13 protein-coding genes, 1 pseudogene and 1 riboswitch are annotated in these 16,925 nt (G+C 47.6%); of the genes and pseudogenes, 7 read left to right on the top strand and 7 right to left on the bottom strand.

The window, feature by feature from the left end:
• Positions 1-50 precede the first annotated feature (50 nt).
• A pseudogene (gene gbpA, locus SHEWANA3_RS04750) lies at positions 51-1,525 on the bottom strand (N-acetylglucosamine-binding protein GbpA).
• A 125-nt stretch (positions 1,526-1,650) separates the two neighbouring features.
• Positions 1,651-1,746, bottom strand: a riboswitch (cyclic di-GMP riboswitch).
• A 400-nt stretch (positions 1,747-2,146) separates the two neighbouring features.
• Between gbpA and SHEWANA3_RS04745 the strand changes: the two are divergent.
• Entirely contained in the window at positions 2,147-2,701 is a 555-nt protein-coding gene (locus tag SHEWANA3_RS04745; RefSeq protein WP_041412558.1) for a TMEM165/GDT1 family protein, read from the top strand.
• Positions 2,702-2,771: 70 nt separating this feature from the next.
• Here the strand turns inward: SHEWANA3_RS04745 and katB are convergent, their stop codons facing one another.
• From katB to fkpA, 6 genes are all read right to left on the bottom strand, one after another.
• Positions 2,772-4,232 carry a catalase KatB gene (gene katB / locus SHEWANA3_RS04740; RefSeq protein WP_011716041.1) on the bottom strand — a complete coding sequence of 487 codons (1,461 nt, stop codon included), beginning with the start codon at positions 4,230-4,232 and terminating at the stop codon, positions 2,772-2,774.
• Positions 4,233-4,578: 346 nt separating this feature from the next.
• Positions 4,579-4,824 carry a YgjV family protein gene (locus SHEWANA3_RS04735; protein WP_011716040.1) on the bottom strand — a complete coding sequence of 82 codons (246 nt, stop codon included), beginning with the start codon at positions 4,822-4,824 and terminating at the stop codon, positions 4,579-4,581.
• 53 nt (positions 4,825-4,877) lie between these two features.
• The gene (locus SHEWANA3_RS04730; protein WP_011716039.1) at positions 4,878-5,315 is read right to left on the bottom strand and encodes a hotdog fold thioesterase; all 438 of its coding nucleotides are present in this window, start codon (positions 5,313-5,315) and stop codon (positions 4,878-4,880) included.
• 108 nt (positions 5,316-5,423) lie between these two features.
• On the bottom strand, positions 5,424-5,879 hold the full coding sequence (locus SHEWANA3_RS04725) for a hypothetical protein (RefSeq protein ID WP_011716038.1): 456 nt from the start codon (positions 5,877-5,879) through the stop codon (positions 5,424-5,426).
• Between the two features lie 129 nt (positions 5,880-6,008).
• Positions 6,009-8,621 carry an extracellular exonuclease ExeM gene (gene exeM / locus SHEWANA3_RS04720; RefSeq protein ID WP_011716037.1) on the bottom strand — a complete coding sequence of 871 codons (2,613 nt, stop codon included), beginning with the start codon at positions 8,619-8,621 and terminating at the stop codon, positions 6,009-6,011.
• 625 nt (positions 8,622-9,246) lie between these two features.
• Positions 9,247-10,017, bottom strand: a complete 771-nt coding sequence (fkpA, locus tag SHEWANA3_RS04715; RefSeq protein ID WP_011716036.1) for an FKBP-type peptidyl-prolyl cis-trans isomerase — start codon at positions 10,015-10,017, stop codon at positions 9,247-9,249.
• A gap of 154 nt (positions 10,018-10,171) precedes the next feature.
• On the opposite strand from fkpA, the gene SHEWANA3_RS04710 reads away from it, so the two are divergent.
• From SHEWANA3_RS04710 to pepN, 6 genes are all read left to right on the top strand, one after another.
• Complete coding sequence (locus SHEWANA3_RS04710) at positions 10,172-11,122, top strand: hypothetical protein (protein ID WP_011716035.1); 951 nt, start codon at positions 10,172-10,174, stop codon at positions 11,120-11,122.
• A gap of 9 nt (positions 11,123-11,131) precedes the next feature.
• Entirely contained in the window at positions 11,132-11,344 is a 213-nt protein-coding gene (locus tag SHEWANA3_RS04705; RefSeq protein ID WP_011716034.1) for a SlyX family protein, read from the top strand.
• A 62-nt stretch (positions 11,345-11,406) separates the two neighbouring features.
• Complete coding sequence (gene def, locus SHEWANA3_RS04700) at positions 11,407-11,937, top strand: peptide deformylase (RefSeq protein ID WP_011716033.1); 531 nt, start codon at positions 11,407-11,409, stop codon at positions 11,935-11,937.
• A 9-nt stretch (positions 11,938-11,946) separates the two neighbouring features.
• Positions 11,947-13,347, top strand: a complete 1,401-nt coding sequence (locus SHEWANA3_RS04695; protein WP_011716032.1) for a hypothetical protein — start codon at positions 11,947-11,949, stop codon at positions 13,345-13,347.
• A 67-nt stretch (positions 13,348-13,414) separates the two neighbouring features.
• Positions 13,415-14,008: a penicillin-binding protein activator LpoB gene (lpoB, locus tag SHEWANA3_RS04690; RefSeq protein ID WP_007645693.1), complete on the top strand. Its 594-nt coding sequence runs from the start codon at positions 13,415-13,417 to the stop codon at positions 14,006-14,008.
• Positions 14,009-14,249: 241 nt separating this feature from the next.
• On the top strand, positions 14,250-16,883 hold the full coding sequence (gene pepN, locus SHEWANA3_RS04685) for an aminopeptidase N (protein WP_011716031.1): 2,634 nt from the start codon (positions 14,250-14,252) through the stop codon (positions 16,881-16,883).
• Positions 16,884-16,925 lie beyond the last annotated feature (42 nt).

Genomic DNA, 16,925 nt, shown 5'->3' with positions numbered 1-16,925 from the left:
CTAACGCGGAGTAACACGACTCACAATCCGCTTATTCCCCTGTTAACCAATTACAGCTCAGTCCAAGCCATATTCCAAGAGCCGCCGACACCCGGTTCAAACCCAGTTGCCGTTGGCGACCATTGCATGCAATAACCACTGTAGGGCCAAGGTTTACATTGATAGACCTTGCCAGTTTTAGGTTGCAGCACTTTAGTACCCGCCACATAGTTTTTAATGCCCTCGGGGAAGACAAAGTCGGCATCGGGTGCTGTGGCTTGGTCCTTTAAGAACAGATCGAAGTTTTGCTGGATAACCTCACCTTGCTTTGGCTCGCCCTTCACTTGTAAGTGATAATGGCCCGCCTTTGGCGCAACGACATCCAGCACTAAACTCGCGCGGTATTGTTGACCGCTTGCGTCACATACCCTGCTGCCGTGCCATCATGGCTAAACAGGTAAGCCGAAACCTGCATATCGGTATTAGTGCTAACATCGAAACCCACCTTTGCGGCGCCATCGACAATGGTGTAATCATCGGCCAGTGACGTGACATCGAGCTGATTGCCCGGCGCAGGCGCAATATCAAAGCTCACTTCCACTCGCTCTAGGCCCGAATTTGGCGCGGCATAAATTTCATTTTTACCGTAAACGGGCGAGATCACCCCAGAGGCATTCTTCTGCCCCGCCTTAAGTTGTGGCTGCTGGGCATTAATCGCGCTGGCTAACAGGAATGGCCAATTTTGCTTGGCGCCTTGGGTGGCATCGGCAATGGTTATCTGGGTTTGCTTAGCAGTTTGCTCGCCGTTGGCGTCAAACACCCGAGTCATCACCTTATCACCCGCCTTAAGATCGAGTGACGGATTGATATCACCAATGTCGGTCCACTCGCCCGGCACCACGGTGCCAGAGCTAAAGTTCACATCGATGGCATTGTAGAAACTGTTGGTGGTGTCCCCCACTTCCCACACGGCCAAAATCACGTGATAACCGGTTCTATCTTCAGGCACATAACAGTTATGCGTCACTAACTTAGGCGGCTGCACCATGCCACCATCGATCACACAGAAGGGCGCTAAGTCAAAACTTGCACGGCTCAACGCTTGGTTTTGATCCCAACCTTGGCGAGTTAAATAGTAACGCCAATTGCGGGTCACATGGTTAGCGGTGAACTGCCAAGAAAAGTCATTCCAACCCGACTTGATATCACGTTTGGACCAACGACTTGGACTCTGTTCATCCAAGGGAGAAAATGCCCCGTTGGCTGCGCTGGCAATTTTACCGTCGGCAGGGCCTGACTCCGGAAAACCTGATGGGCCTTCGACACTTTGCGGTTCCCACTGAACGGCGCCGCAGTTTAAATTGCTGCCGGTTTTACAGGCGTACGAGCGTGACTCAGGTGATACTACATAACCGTGGGCCGACGCCGTTTGACTGACGATCGCACTCGTGGCGCTTAAAGCTAAGGCAATTAGGCTTAAGCGAGCCAGTTGCGGACGTTTGAGTTTAGCGTTTGTGATTGGTGAAAAAGCAGTTTGATGTTCCACTTTCATGTACTCCGTAGGGTGCCTTTCTCGACGAGATTGGCATAGGTATAAAAGTGGTATTTAGGCAAAACAGCATTAAGCAAAGCCGTTTATTTTTCAAAGAATTGAAAGCATTAAATCAATTCAGAGGCAACCCCGCTATCTTAGTTACAACATCCCTTTACAACCTTAGACCGGAGGCTTTGCGTCCTAATTTTTCAATTAGTTTGCCAAATACGGTGGTTCTCCATTCAAGTTAACAATATGTAACTTAAATTGAGACAGGGCTAACCTAACAATAAAAGACAACGTTGTCAAAAATTAAAATGTTACAATTCAATGCATTACAAAACGTCGAGCGGTATTTTATTGGCGTTTGTCATATTATTTGCGCTTAAGCTTAATGACTTTACCCTTGAAACAGACTCTTACTTGGGTATAATGCCCTCCTCGCTTCGGGGGAGTAGCTAACTGGATTTCGAGCCGTCGATATTCAGGGTGAACATCAACATACTTGGCCGCATGCCATGGTGTTCACAGCAAATCATCGATTTGTCCTGCAAGACCTGAGCACAGTAACCGCACCTAGGGGTGGACGGTCTATTGTGCTTATGTCAAAAACCACCCCTAAAAGGATCACACTTGGAAGCGTTACTCGCCTCAACCTTTACGGTTGCCATCGCCGAGATTGGCGATAAAACCCAACTGCTTGCCCTATTGCTCGCTGCAAGATTTAAAAATAAAACCGCGATTATCTTGGGTATTTTACTCTCAACCCTATTTAACCATTTTGCCGCCGCTTGGCTTGGTCAATGGGCGATTAACTGGGTAAGTCCAGATGTAGCACGCTACTTGGTTGCCGCTTCCTTCTTTGCGATTGCGCTATGGGTGTTAATCCCCGATAAAGTAGACGCCGAAGAAAGCCGTTTCTATAAGATGGGGCCTTTTATAGCGACCTTTATTCTGTTCTTTATTGCCGAAATGGGCGACAAAACCCAGATCGCGACTGTCGTATTAGCCGCTAAATACGATGCCTTAGCCATGGTGGTTGCAGGGACCACTTTGGGTATGTTGCTGGCGAACGTCCCAGTGGTGATTGCAGGGCATTTTAGTGCCGAAAAACTACCAATGAAGTGGATCCACAGGGGCTGCGCGGTTTTATTCGCCCTGTTAGGTGTCGCAACGTTAGTGCTTTAACCAATTGATTAAATTTAGATAAACAAAAAGGCCAGTGATAACACTGGCCTTTTTTATGGGTTGATTAAGCTTATAACCCGAGTGCAGTTTGGATTCGTTGACCGTAATCCGCATCGGCCTTGTGGAAATGTGCCAGCATACGTTGCTGTACATCCAAACTCGCCTGACGCAGTGAGCCAGAAATCGTTTCCACTAAGCGCGCTTTCTCTGCTTCGCTGAAGATGCGATACAGATTACCCGCTTGCGTGTAATCATCCTGATTGTAACGGCTGTAACGCGCCGCTTCGCCATCTAAACGAAGTGGTGGCTCGGCAAAGTTTGCCAGTTCAACTAAAGCCCCCGCAGTGCTGTTTGGACCATAGTTAGCTGTAGCATCGCCACCGGTTTGGCTACCATGGTATGGGCATTGCGTTCCCGCCATAGCGCCAGCACGTTGGTGATGATTCGCTTTAGTCGCATGCGGGCAGTTTACTGGTAACTGGTTGTAGTTCGCCCCAATACGGTAACGCTGCGCATCGGCATAGGCAAATAAACGCGCCTGTAACATCTTGTCGGGCGATGCGCCCACACCTGGTACTAAGTTGCTCGGTGCTAATGCCACTTGCTCGACTTCGGCAAAGTAGTTTTGCGGTAAACGATTCAGCTCTAACACACCAATCTCAATTAACGGGTAATCGCCATGTGGCCACACCTTAGTTAAATCGAATGGGTTGATATGGTAAGTGTTGGCGTCGCTCTCAGGCATAATCTGTACGTTCACAGTCCAGCGTGGGAAGTTGCCATCGGTCACTGCCACCACCATATCGCGCTGGGATGAGTCAGGGTCGATACCCTTTAACTTATCGGCTTGCTCGTTGGTTAAGTTCACCACGCCTTGCTGCGATTTGAAGTGGAACTTCACCCAGAAACGCTCACCTTTAGCATTCCAGAACGAGAAAGTATGTGAACCATAACCATGCATTTGGCGGTAGTTTGCCGGAATACCACGGTCAGACATCAGTATCGTCACTTGGTGCATGGCTTCAGGGTTTAATGACCAGAAGTCCCACATAGCTTGTGGATCTTTTAAATTCGTCAATGGGTTACGCTTTTGGGTATGGATAAAATCAGGGAACTTAATCCCATCACGCAGGAAGAAGGTCGGCGTGTTGTTACCCACTATGTCGTGATTACCGCGAGCGGTATAAAAGCGCAGACCAAAACCACGGGGGTCACGTTCGGCATCGGCAGAGCCCATTTCACCGCCTACGGTAGAGAAGCGCACGAAGGTTTCAGTTTGCTTACCAACACCGTTAAAATGGTCGGCAATGGTGTATTCGCTTAAGTCTTTGGTCAGGGTGAAAGTACCGTATACGCCAGTGCCTTTGGCATGCACAACACGCTCAGGAATACGCTCACGGTTAAAGTGGGCAAGCTTTTCAATTAAATGCCAATCTTGCAGTAGTAAAGGACCACGCTCGCCCGCTGACAATGAGTTTTGATCGTCAGCAATTGGAGAACCGCTTTGGCTTGTTAAATACTGTTGACTCATACCTTGCTCCTCATTCTTGATTGGTGTTAACCCAAGATTCAATTAAATCGTAAATTGTGGCCATGGCTTATCTCCTTGGCGGGGCGACGTTTTGTCGATGGAGTTAGAATAGACAAAGATACAAATTCAATAAAACGATTAATATAGATTCAAACAATCTACATTTCAGATTAACGAAGAGTGCTTAGATCATTCAGGGAGTAAAGTTCACTCCCCGTATGCGATGAAATAGCCAGCGACAGAATAAAGAGTATGCCAGCCGTAACGCAAACCGACTTGGCAAAAATGAGAACTCGAGCTTAAGACAAACTTAAAAAATACTTCAATTGATTCAAAGTGCTACATATTACTCATTGACAGAAGCCGCCTGTTCGCGATAGATGACGACCAAATAATAGGCATCGATTATCACGATAAAAAAGTTAACCGCCGCCACAGGGTAAGCTTGTATCGCCACCCCATAGGCAACGAATAATGCCGACCCCAGCAAGTTCCACCAGCGTAACTTTTTGATGTTAGACATCATCAAAGAGATGGCCACCACTACAGACGCTAAATAACCAACCCATTCCCACATCATTGCACTATCCATATCACGTCCTTATTTATCGATTGATACAACTAAAACAGGTTGGTTGAGCCTTCTTAGCGTTTTACTACCGCCGCCGTCATCCGTGAAATACAGGTCAACTCCCCTGCACTATTATGGATTAAGATTTCCCACACCGAACTGCGTTTCCCCAAATGAACTGGTTTAGCCGTCGCTGTCAGTACGCCATTACGCGAAGCGCGTAAATGGTTGGCGTTAATCTCTTGTCCAACACAATAATATTGCTCGAAATCCACCGCAAAGTTTGCGGCATAGCTGGCAACCGTTTCGGCCAGCGCCACGTTAGCACCGCCATGAACTATGCCTAAGGGATTATGTACGGCGGGCGTGGCAGGCATAGTCGCCTTCATGTAGTCATCGCCAATCTCGCTGATCTCAATCCCGAGAGTCTGCATCAAGGTGCCTTTGCCCCCCATACCAGCATCTAAACGGGCACAATCCTCTAAGGTGACAGGTCTAAACCAAATACTCATTTCAACATCCTAGTAAAGAAAACCAGCTAGCAGTTTACTAAGAAGTGACTGAAGTTCAACACATACGCATTGGCTTAATCAGTATAAGACGGCAAGGAGTCGCTACGCCTAAGTTAACCAATGCTTTGTGACAGCCAAACGACTAAACCAGACTAAAAACAGCCCCCACAGGATCACCACACTCGGCATCATAAGGGCATCGCTGCCTAATACCGCTGCCGCCTGCTGAATCCCAAATACATAGCCCATCTGCACCAATACGGCGACCAGAGACGCGAGCAACACTTTATAAGAAAAGGCTTTTTTAACGAGTAACAACAGACAACCGATAACGCCAGAAACCACCGCAAAACCAAACACAAAGTCGAGCCAAGCGGGTGTCGATTCATAGAGTTTTATCTGATCTGGGCTCATCTGCGCCATAGCCTCAGGCGTCATGGTCATTTGAATAACAAATGCCAATAAGCCCATGATGTTCCATAACAAACTGATGAGTGCGACAAAATAAAACCACAGTGGCGCTTTTGCCACTTCGATTGAATGGTAGGAACCAGTCACTGCCATCTTCTCTTCTCCGTTTGACTAACCTTCTCGACATTTCACCCGATGCGAGCCATAAAAAAGGGATGGTAAAACCATCCCTTAGCTCTGAGTTTAGCTCACAAACTTAGCCGTAAGTATGCAAACTCTCGATTAACGGCGACGGCGTTGCAGACCGAATAGGGATAGTAAGGCTAAACCTAAGTATCCTAATGCACCACCATCATCCTTTGGCTTTGGCTCAGGTTTTGGTGGCTCAACTGGCGCTGGGTAGCTCAATGCCACAATCACAGGGTCATGGTCAGAGGCTGAGAAAGCATTCTCAGATTTGGCCAGTTCGCCAGAGAATTTTTTGCCATATTCGAACAGGTTAGATTCAACCGAGTTGATATGCCAATCTTCGATATCCACTAAACGCTTGGCAAGACTGGTGTTTGCTAAGGCATGGTCTAGGTTACCTAACTCACCGTTGTAGCTGTATGAGTAAGTACCTGCGCCATGGGCCTTGGTATTGAGGTTGATTAGGCCATAGCCCTTCTCAATCTTGCTACCTTGGCGCTCAAACACTTTGCCATCAAGAGTAGTCCATGAGGCCGTCATGATATCGCGCTCAGACTTGCTCGCATCGTAATCGGTCAATACGCGGATAGGATCTTCCATGCCGTAGGCATTCATATCACCAATCACCAGCAGATCGCCTTTAACGTCTTTTAAGGCTTCGCCGAGCACTTTAGCCGCCGATACACGGAAGGCGTTACACTTGCCTTGTTGATCGGCAGGATCGACTGACTCTTCGAAGTTGACCCAATCTTCTAAACAGCCTGAACCTTTTGATTTCAGATGGTTAACAACAACTGTTAAGTTTTCATCATGGATCTTAAAGGTTTGCGCTAAGCTGTGACGTTGGTAAGCATCGTTACCTGGATTAGTCTCAGTCTTGCCGTCTTTAGTGCGAGTCACACTGCCAGCTGTCGCGTGTTGCTCAGGGGTATCAATCGCACGAGCCGCACCCGCTAGGCTCACTTTACCCGCGCGGTAAAGCATACCCACAGTAATGGCATCGCTACCGAAGTACTTACCGTCGTATTTATCTTCATCGGTGATTTCAACGAAGCTGTAAGCATTGTCAGCGGTTTGCTTCTCGTTTAAGGCATCGACTAAGTTCTTAATCGCGCTCTTTTCACCAAAGCCGTTGTTAGCGATTTCCATTAAACCGACGATATCGGCGTTCATGGCGGTAATCGCGCTGACGATTTTCGCGCGTTGCAGCAGCATTTCTTCTTCAGTCAAGGCGCCGCGGTTACTGCCCGATGGGTTAGTATCTCCGCCAACAACATCGTTAAAGAAGTTCAGTACGTTAAAGCTAGCAACACGGATATCGCCCTTAGTTGCCACACTTGGCGCGTCGGTTCTATCGTCACCGCGGATAAAGTCACCAGCGGTAATGGTGTTAGTTGCCACCAAACGGTAAGCACCGTAGCTATAACCAATCACCCCTTCGAGGTTAGTCAGTTGGTCACCCACACGGATATAACCAGTTTCGACGTTAAAGTCAGGGAAGTAAGGGATAACACCGTCGGCTGGCTTGTAGTCAGATTCGATAAACAGCTGATTTTCAAGGTTAGATTTAACTAACGCCGTCGCTTCTGGTGACAATGCTGGATAGAGCTGAGTCGGCTTCATCAACGGCGCCTTGTAAGACACCAACATGTTATTACGACGGCCCGCATAATCGTAACTGAAGGTACGGCTGATCTTCAGATCGCTACCCGCATCCAGTTTCACGTTCATGCCTTCGTAGCGCTCTAATGCCTGCGCTAAGGTTTCGCCATCGGCTACGTAGAATGGTGTTGCAGCTGGGACTTCGCCCTTAGCACCCACTTCAAATTTCTTATCGGCTTTAATATCGATTTGGGTTAGGCCGAAGTATTCCTTCACCTTACCCTGAACACAGACTTCAACGCCTGGTTGAATCGCTTCTGGTGGATTCTCACCTAAAAACACGAACACACCGTCGGAGGTGTATGGCGAGTTATCGCCTTTCACTTCTTGGAGGTAGAAGCCTTTAAATAAGCTCTCGCCACGGGCAGTCACTACGCCGCGAACCGTCACTTCGGTTTCAGACTCGAATGCGCCTTCAGGTACATAAGGGCTGGATTCACCCGCACCTTGGACTTGATAAATAGGGACGATTTTCGCACCGCTGCAGCTAAAGACGGGCGTTTCAGGCTCAGTCGCCGCTTCTAGCGAACCTAAACCGGTGAAAGTGTCCTTAGGTAATTGTTCCCACTGGGCAGGATTAAAAACAGTGTTGGCGACTAATGAATCGAGTTTACGCTGCAGGGTGACATCGAGGCCCCATCCTGTCGGCGTAGGCACATCACCGATAATATCGACTACGGCACCATCTTTGACTAAGGCAACCGCATCACCACCGTTAAAACTTAAAGAACCCGAAAAACTATCGACACCTTGAGGAAGAGTAATGACTGCGCTTGAGTTTAAAATCACTTTTGTGGATTTTGGCGCAATACTTTGTCCATCTAATGCTTGCATATCTAAAGCATCAGTGGCGCCATCTTTATAACGAACGAGTTTATAACCCGCCAGATCAATTGCCGTATCACCGCTGTTATACAATTCGATAGCTTTGTTGTTCGAGCTACCTTCAACATATTCAGTGATCATCACATCAGCGCTTGCCATCATTGGCAAAGCTGCGGCCACAGCTAAAGAAATAGCCGTTAACTTATTAACATTATCCATATTATCAACCCCATTATTATAATATCGCCGCTAATTTTTATTAACGTGCGGGCGGATTATTCCAGAGTTGAAAAGCTAAAAAAAGAGGGGAAGATCCCACTATGCGCTCATAAGATATTGATGGAAATGAAATTTTACAACTCAAACTGTCTTGTATACAGAACAGTGATATAACACAAAAGTATTAAGCGGTAAGAAAACAATAAGTAAGATAAAGACATCACAGTGATATATCAGAGTGAAAACGAGCAAATAACAATCAAAAAATAAATGTGATATTTTGATGATATTTTTAAGAATGCCATACCGAATAAAATAGGCGTTTTCGATAATTTCAATTATGGCAATTTATTTAAAACTTAATTATTTGATCATTATTTTGAAATATTATTCGTCGTCAAAAGAATACGCCTTTATCCATCTTTTAAACGCTAATTCGATTTAAAAAGCCTAGCCCTTGGTCGTTTGCGAGATGCTGTAAAACGGTTAAACGAGTTGCCCCATGGTTTTATGTGTATCGCTTACAGCATTGCTTAGTCATTTCGACTGCAAAAAAATACCGCCCTAGGTGGGCGGTATTCTATGAGTGCAAAACTTAACCCGAGTTAAGCCGTTACACTGTAAATTACTTTTTAGCAGGCTCAGCAGCAGGAGCCGCTTGTGCTTTCTCAATTGATTTCAGTTCAACTTCAAAAATCAGGGTTGAGTTTGGTGGAATAGTACCAGTATCACGGTCGCCGTAAGCTAAGTTTGCAGGGATCACAAACTTGTACTTAGCGCCCACAGGCATTAACTGTACGCCTTCGGTCCAGCCTGGAATAACGCGGTTTAATGGGAACTTAGCCGTTTGACCACGTTTGTATGAGCTATCAAACTCAGTGCCGTCAAGCAGAGTACCTACGTAATCCACTTCTACAGTGTCTTCAGCCGCTGGCTTGTCACCAGAACCTGGTGTTAACACTTCGTATTGCAGACCCGATTCAGTGGTTACTACGCCAGGCTTAGCTTTGTTTTCCTCGAGGAACTTTTTACCGTCCTCGATGTTTTTCGCTGCAATGGCTTTAGCTTGTTCTGTACGTTTGTCGTTTAACTTTTTGTCTAAACCTTGAAGAATGGTTTGCATTTCTTCTTCGGTTAATTTCAGTTGGTCATTCAGACCGTTAGTAAAACCAGTCACGATCAGCGCACGGTCAACTGGCAGGCCTAATTCTTCTTGCTCTTTGATATGGCCAGACATATAACGACCGATTGAAGCGCCAACACTGTAGGCTTCTTTTTGTGCTTCAGTCGTTAATTCAACATTTGTGCTTGCATTTGTTGCTTTTTCTTCTTGATTACAAGCAGATAGGCCAATAACAGCCAATGCAACTAACGATAATTTATAAATCGATTTCATTAAAGCTTCCTCAGCATCCTCAAGCGGTTACAATAACCTAAGCGCGACAACTGTATACTAGTTATCTGGGTTATACCAACTAGATTCTGTTATGTGTTAACTGTGATTAATCTCACTCTACCGGACTAGAGACACCAACTTTAGGAGCAAGTTCATGAAGAAAACCCTACTGCTGGTATTTTGCACACTTTTTTTAGCGGCCTGTCAGCCCAAAGCCGATGATATTCGAGTGCTTTCACAGGAACCCTCATACAGCGCCAGCCTCTCTAGCGACGGCAATATCGCCATTGTCGCCACCCAAAGCCAAGGAGTGCAATGTTGGGACTTAACCACCCACAGCCTCAAGTACCAATGGGTGCATGGCGACCTCAACACTGGCGTCACGGCCACCGCTATTTCCCCTAACGGCGAGTTCGCCGCCTCGTTAAGCCGCGATTCAGTTGCCCTGTGGACAATAGCCGACGGCAAATCCCGTGGATGGTGGTCGCTGCCCGCCTCGGGTGAGAGTGTGGCGGTAGCTAACAATGGCGCTTTACTGATTGGTTTGAACGATGGCAGCGTGATGTCACTCAATGCCGCTAAAACCGCATTGATAAAATTCTTAGGGCATAAGGAAAGAGTGAATACGGTTGCGCTTTCCGCCGATGGACGCATTGCCCTCTCGGGTTCCAATGATATGCAAGCTATCCTGTGGCAGGCGCAAACTGGGCAGCCTATCCACACTTGGGATGTAGGTAGCCGAGTAACTAAGGTGGCACTCAACGACAGCGGCACATTAAGCTTTACCAATGGCAGTACCAATGAGGCGAAGATTTGGGACAACACTAATGGTAAGCTGTTAAATCAATTAGAGATTAAACGTCGGCAAATGACCTTCTCGGCGGTACGTTTCGCCAAGCAAGATACTCAGTTGCTCACAGGCACGCCCGCACGCGAAGTCATACTCTGGCAACGCCAAACGGGTAAACCTATTGCTAAGTGGCAAATTGCGCTGACTAAAAACAGCCAAAACCGAGGAGCCGTTGTATACTCTGTGGCAATTCGAGATACCAATAAAGTGGTTAGTATCAGTAGCCAAGGCCTAGTTGAGACTTGGCAGGAGTAGAGGTTAGTCATGCAAGGCGTACAAGAACAGATTGAAGAGCTGCAAATGAAATTGGCTTTTCAAGAGCTCACGGTCGAAGAGTTAAACCAAGAGGTCATTAAGCTGAACCAGCTCATCGCCAATCAGCAACATCAAATTCAGTTATTGATTGGTAAGTTAAAGGCGATGGAGCCCAGTAATATTGCGACTCAAGCAGAAGAAACACCACCGCCACATTACTAATTCAATAACGGATAATCCAATCCATTAACGACAATATGACCACTAAATATCCAGGGAATGCGATGTTTAAAGATGAGATGTTACCAGCCCCCAATCAGCCACTACCAATAGCCTTGGTGGGTGAAGCCATTTTAAAACAGCAGGCGGATGAAGTACGCGACTTTGATGAAAAGCTCAGTCATTTAGCATCGCAAATGGTGGCAAGCATGGTTGAGGCAAAAGGTGTCGGAATTGCCGCTCCTCAAGTCCATAGCCCACTCGCCCTGTTTATTATGGCATCCCGGCCAAACGAGCGTTATCCCGATGCGCCGCTAATGGACCCTGTCGTGGTGGTTAATCCACAGATCTTGTCTGCCTCTGCGGAATTAGTTAGCGGTGAAGAAGGCTGTTTATCGGTTCCCGGCCAAAGGTTTAGCATTTGGCGCCACCAGACGATTGTCGTGCGCTATCAAGATCTTGCAGGACACTGGCAACAGACTGAGTTAACAGGTTTTATCGCTCGTATTTTCCAACATGAGTTTGATCATCTACAAGGGATCACTTTGCTTGAACGCTCTCAAATGCCAGAACAAAAACTAATGGCAAGAAGGTAAACCACAGGCATGAAAACCACCTTCATATACTCTTTTATTAAACCCACACTTAGCACGCTAATGCTCGCCGCCATCTTAGGCTCGAGCGGCTGTGCCTATAACAGTATTTTTATTAATTATCCGGCACAAATTGCACCGATAAAACAACAGCTCAATACCGCAACGCCCATGGCGGATATCGACAAACTAGCCAGCAATATCCAAGGTAATGATGGCCTGCTCTACGCCCAAGAAGCAGGACGTGTAGCGCAGGTGGCCGGCGATTTTGCCAGCAGCCGTAAGTACTATCAGCAAGCGGTTGAGGCCTATACTGCCTTCGATGATAAAGCCAAGATTAGCGCCAGCGATATAGGTGCAACGGCCACCAGTTTAGTATTAAACGATAATGCCATTCCCTATCGTGGCCCAGGCTACGAGCGCATTATGCTGCACCAATATCAAGCCTTGAATTACCTGTTCAGCGGTGACTATCAAGGCGCATTAGTGGAGGTTCGCCGCAGTAACGAGCTGCAAGGCTCTGAGCAGGAGCGTTATCAAAAGTCACAAAAATCCGTACAGGCCATGGCCAATGGCACCATAGATGCCGAAGTGAATAAGCTAGGCCAAGCCGCTGGCACAGTGACCAGCTCCTTCCTCAATGCCTACAGCTACTACACTACGGGTCTGTTGCATGAAGTATTAGGTGAGCCAAACGATGCCTTTATCGACTACCGTAAAGCGGCGCAAATCACTCCAGATAACACTTATCTGCAACAGGATTTAGTTCGTCTTGCCAAGCAACTCGGCATGCCGCAATACGATGAGTTTAAAAGGCGCTGGGGCGATGCCAAGCTTCCCAAGGCGGGTGAAGGCCAAGTGATTCTCATGGTCGAAAAGGGCTTTGTACCTGAAAAACAAGCGCTCACAGTGCCCTTCACTATCCATGGCAATTGGCAAACCGTCTCTTTGGCAACCTATGGACCGAACAATAGTTTTGTTGCCGAGGCTCAAGTGCAAGGCTTAGGCTCAGTGCTGAAAACCGAGCCTATCGCCAATATCGATGCCCTAGCGATTAACGCGCTCAAGGAAGATTTGCCCGGTACTTTGGTTCGCCAAGTCGCGCGGGTGTATGCCAAATCGGAAATGGCCTATCAGGTCGAAAAAAGCGGTAAGCCTGGCAATAATGCTGCCGATATTGGCAGTATCGCGATGCAGATTTTTAACGTGGTCACCGAGCAGGCGGATCGCCGCAGTTGGTTGACCCTGCCGAAACAGGCGCAAATTGGCAGACGTTACCTCAATCCGGGGCAATACACGCTACAGTTGGACAAGGCACCACCGGCCAAAATTGACGTTGCCGCAGGCAAGACCACCTTGGTCTGGGCAATTGATACTGGTAATTACACCCGAATTTATTCAATAATCATTTAACCTAGCGGTGAATGTTTGAATAAAACGAGTGTCATTAAGTTTTTACAATCACAAAATGGAACTGACTATGAAACAATTTAAACTGATTTTTGTGCTGGCTGCCGTAATGGGTCTGGCTGCATGTCAATCGAAAGTCGAGTATGGCGATGCCACAGAAGTGGAAACCGTTAACGAAAACTTTGGCTCAACGGATCTGCAAGCCATCGCCGCTAAGATGGTCGATAGCATGATGACTTTCCCACCTATCGTGGCCATGACGGCGAACAACCGCCCAATTTTGTTTGTCGATAGCATCAAAAACAAAACCTCTGAGCATATCGATACTGAGTCAGTGACCGACTCTATCAGCAACAAGTTACTGCGCTCAGGCAAGTTCCGTTTTATCGACATGACAAAAGTAGATTCAGTTCGTAAGCAACTGGATTACCAAAACAATACCGGTATGGTTGATCCATCAACCGCCATCAAGTTTGGCCGTCAAATCGGCGCCCAATACATGCTGTATGGCAACCTGTCTAGCATCGTTAAGCAAGATGGCAGCACCAAAGACGTTTACTACAAGATGACTATGCGTCTGATGGACTTAGAAACAGGCCTGATCGAATGGTCTGACGAAAAAGAAATCCGTAAGACTAAGTCTAAGTCTTTCTTAGGCATGTAATCCCGTTAAGCCCCATGGGCTAAAGCCGAAATACTTAAAAAAAGCCAGCATTTTCGCTGGCTTTTTTTTACATTTTTAACATTGGTTATCCCTGCTAAATAAGGTAGTGTACTCGGCCAAAATACCCAGCATGGGTGCCGCTTTCAAATGGGGATAAGTTTGCTAGGCCACAGAGCCTAAACTTGCCAGCCTGCGCCGCATCCAAGCCATAAATAAAGTAAATCGTTGAAGGATTGAAGTCGTGAATTTGTTCAAAGCCAGCCTAGTTGCCATCACCTGCTCGGCACTCATGTCGTGCGCCGTCCAAAGTCCGTTAAATACGGGCCCAAGGGATGCAAGCCCCTATATCAGCCAATATCAGGCGAGCTTACGTTCTCAGGTGATTTCGAATGTGCATTATGAGCTGGATTTTCAACTGACTGGCGACACTGAGTTTAGCGCAACGACTAAGGTCAACTTCAATCTCAGCGAAGTGCCCAAGCAATTGAGCCTCGATTTGAACAAGGCACAAATTAAGCGCTTTTTGATCAACGGCACTGCGGTTTACCCCAACTACAACGGCGCCTATATCAGCCTGAATACTCGTTTGCTGTCCTCGGGTGACAACACCATTGAAGTGCAATTTACTCGCCCCCACAGCACCAATGGTGAAGGCTTGCACCGTTTCCAAGATCCCGTCGATGGCAAGGTCTACCTGTATTCACACTTCGAACCTGCTGCGGCGCAGCAAATGTTTGCGGTGTTCGACCAACCCGACTTGAAAGCCAACTATAAAATCAGCGTGACCGCGCCGAAGGACTGGCAAGTGATCAGCACCATGCGCGAGTCCTCAGTCACACCAGCTGGGGCCATGAATCGTTGGGATTTTCCTGAAACGCCTAAGTTAAGCCCTTATAACTTCTCGATGCATGCCGGCCCGTACCATATGTGGCAGGACAACTCTGGCCGCTATCCGATGCGCCTGTTCGCGCGCCAATCGGTGGCTAACCAAGTCACGCCTGAAGATTGGTTTACCTATACCAAACAAGGCTTAACCTTCTTTGATGCCTATTTCGGTATTCCTTATCCCTTTAAAAAGTACGACCAACTTCTAGTGCCTGATTTCCTCTACGGCGCAATGGAAAACGCTGGCGCCATCACTTTCGCCGAAGATCGTTTCCTCCACAAAGCGGCAATGACCGCTGAGCAAAAACAAAGCTTAGCCGGCGTTATCATGCATGAGATGGCGCACCAATGGTTTGGCGATCTCGTCACCATGAAATGGTGGAATGGCCTGTGGTTAAACGAGAGTTTTGCTTCTTTTATGGGCACACTCGCCACCCAAGAAGCCACAGAATTTACCAACGCTTGGCGCAGTTTTTACGCCCAAGGCAAACAGCGCGCCTATGAGCAAGACAGCCTAGTGACCACGCATCCTATCGAAGTGCCCGTGGCGACCACGCAAAATGCCTTCGATAATATCGATGCCATTACCTATCAAAAAGGCGCCTCGACCCTCAAGCAGCTACGCCATTTGCTCGGCGATCTGGTGTTCCAGCGCGGCGTGAGTAACTATTTAAAGCAATACAGCTATCAAAATGCCGAGCTAGATGACTTTATCAATAGCCTCGCCAAAGCCGCTGGCCGTGACTTAAGCTCCTGGACGAAGGACTGGCTCTACAGTGCGGGAGTCAACACCATTAAGGCCGAGTATCGCTGCGACGGTAACCGCATCAGCGAATTTAGCCTGTTGCAGTATCCTGCCAGCAGCGAGTTGCCGACGCTGAGGGAACAAAAAGTCCAAATCGCCCTGTTCACTAAGGGACGGTTCGATTTAAGACATGAAACCACAATACCAGTTACCTACAAGGGCGAACGCACTGAAGTGAAGCAATTAGTCGGTGAGCGTTGTCCAGATTTGGTTTACCCCAACTACGATGACTGGGGCTTTGTGAAGGTGCAACTCGATGACAAATCCTTCGACACCGCTAAGCAACAGCTAAGCCGTGTTACAGATCCGCTGCTGCGTTCTATGCTGTGGCAAAGCCTATGGGATAGTGTGCGTGAAGGCAACCTGAGCCTAGATCAATACTTAAGCACAGTATTCGTCAACGCCCCTGCGGAGAATGACTACACTGTGGTCGGCCAGATTATTTCGAGCTTGCTACGCAGTAAAGAATACCTCGCACAAATCGCGCCGATTCAGCAAAACTATGCTGAAAACGCGGTCAAAGGCTTAGCACAAATGAGCCTTCGTAAGACCATGGAGAGTCGAGGCGACAATGACTTCCAGCGCCGCTGGTTCAATGCCTATATTCAGTTGGCTGGCGATCGCGACAGTCTGCGCCACTTAGCACAATTGCTGGATGGCACAACCAAAATCAAGGGCTTAACTTTAGACCAAGATCTGCGCTGGGCCATCATCACTCAGCTGAATCGCTACGACTTCCCGAATGCGCAGCAACGTATTAGCCAAGAAGCCGCTCGCGATAACTCAGATTCGGGTGAAAAAGCCGCATTGGCCGCACAAGTTATCCGCCCAGAAGCTGCCGCAAAACGTCGCTGGTTGAGTAAAGTCCACGCCGACGCCCTGCCGTTTGCCAAACAGCGCATCATTATGGAAAACCTCTATCCTGCGGAGCAAAAACTCTTAAGCGCCGCGACCGCCGAAGAGCGCCTCGCCAACTTAGGGGATATGGATAAAAAAGGCCCAGTATTTATGCGTAGCTACAGCCGTAACTTGATCCCAACCGACTGTAACTACACCAGTATTGCCGCCTTGGATAAAGTGCTAGATCGCCAAACTGGATTATCGAATCTTGCCCGCCGTACCCTGTTAGAAACTCGCCAAGCCGAGCAGCGCTGCGTATTGATTAAGAATAAAATGACCCATTGATAAATCGGTTCATTATCCACAAAAAAAGAGGCTCATAGGAGC

Origin of the sequence: Shewanella sp. ANA-3, assembly GCF_000203935.1 — a bacterium.
In the GTDB taxonomy this organism is placed as follows: domain Bacteria; phylum Pseudomonadota; class Gammaproteobacteria; order Enterobacterales; family Shewanellaceae; genus Shewanella.
The sequence above is the reverse complement of the archived record's forward strand: the minus strand, read 5'-3'. Positions and strand labels throughout refer to the sequence as shown.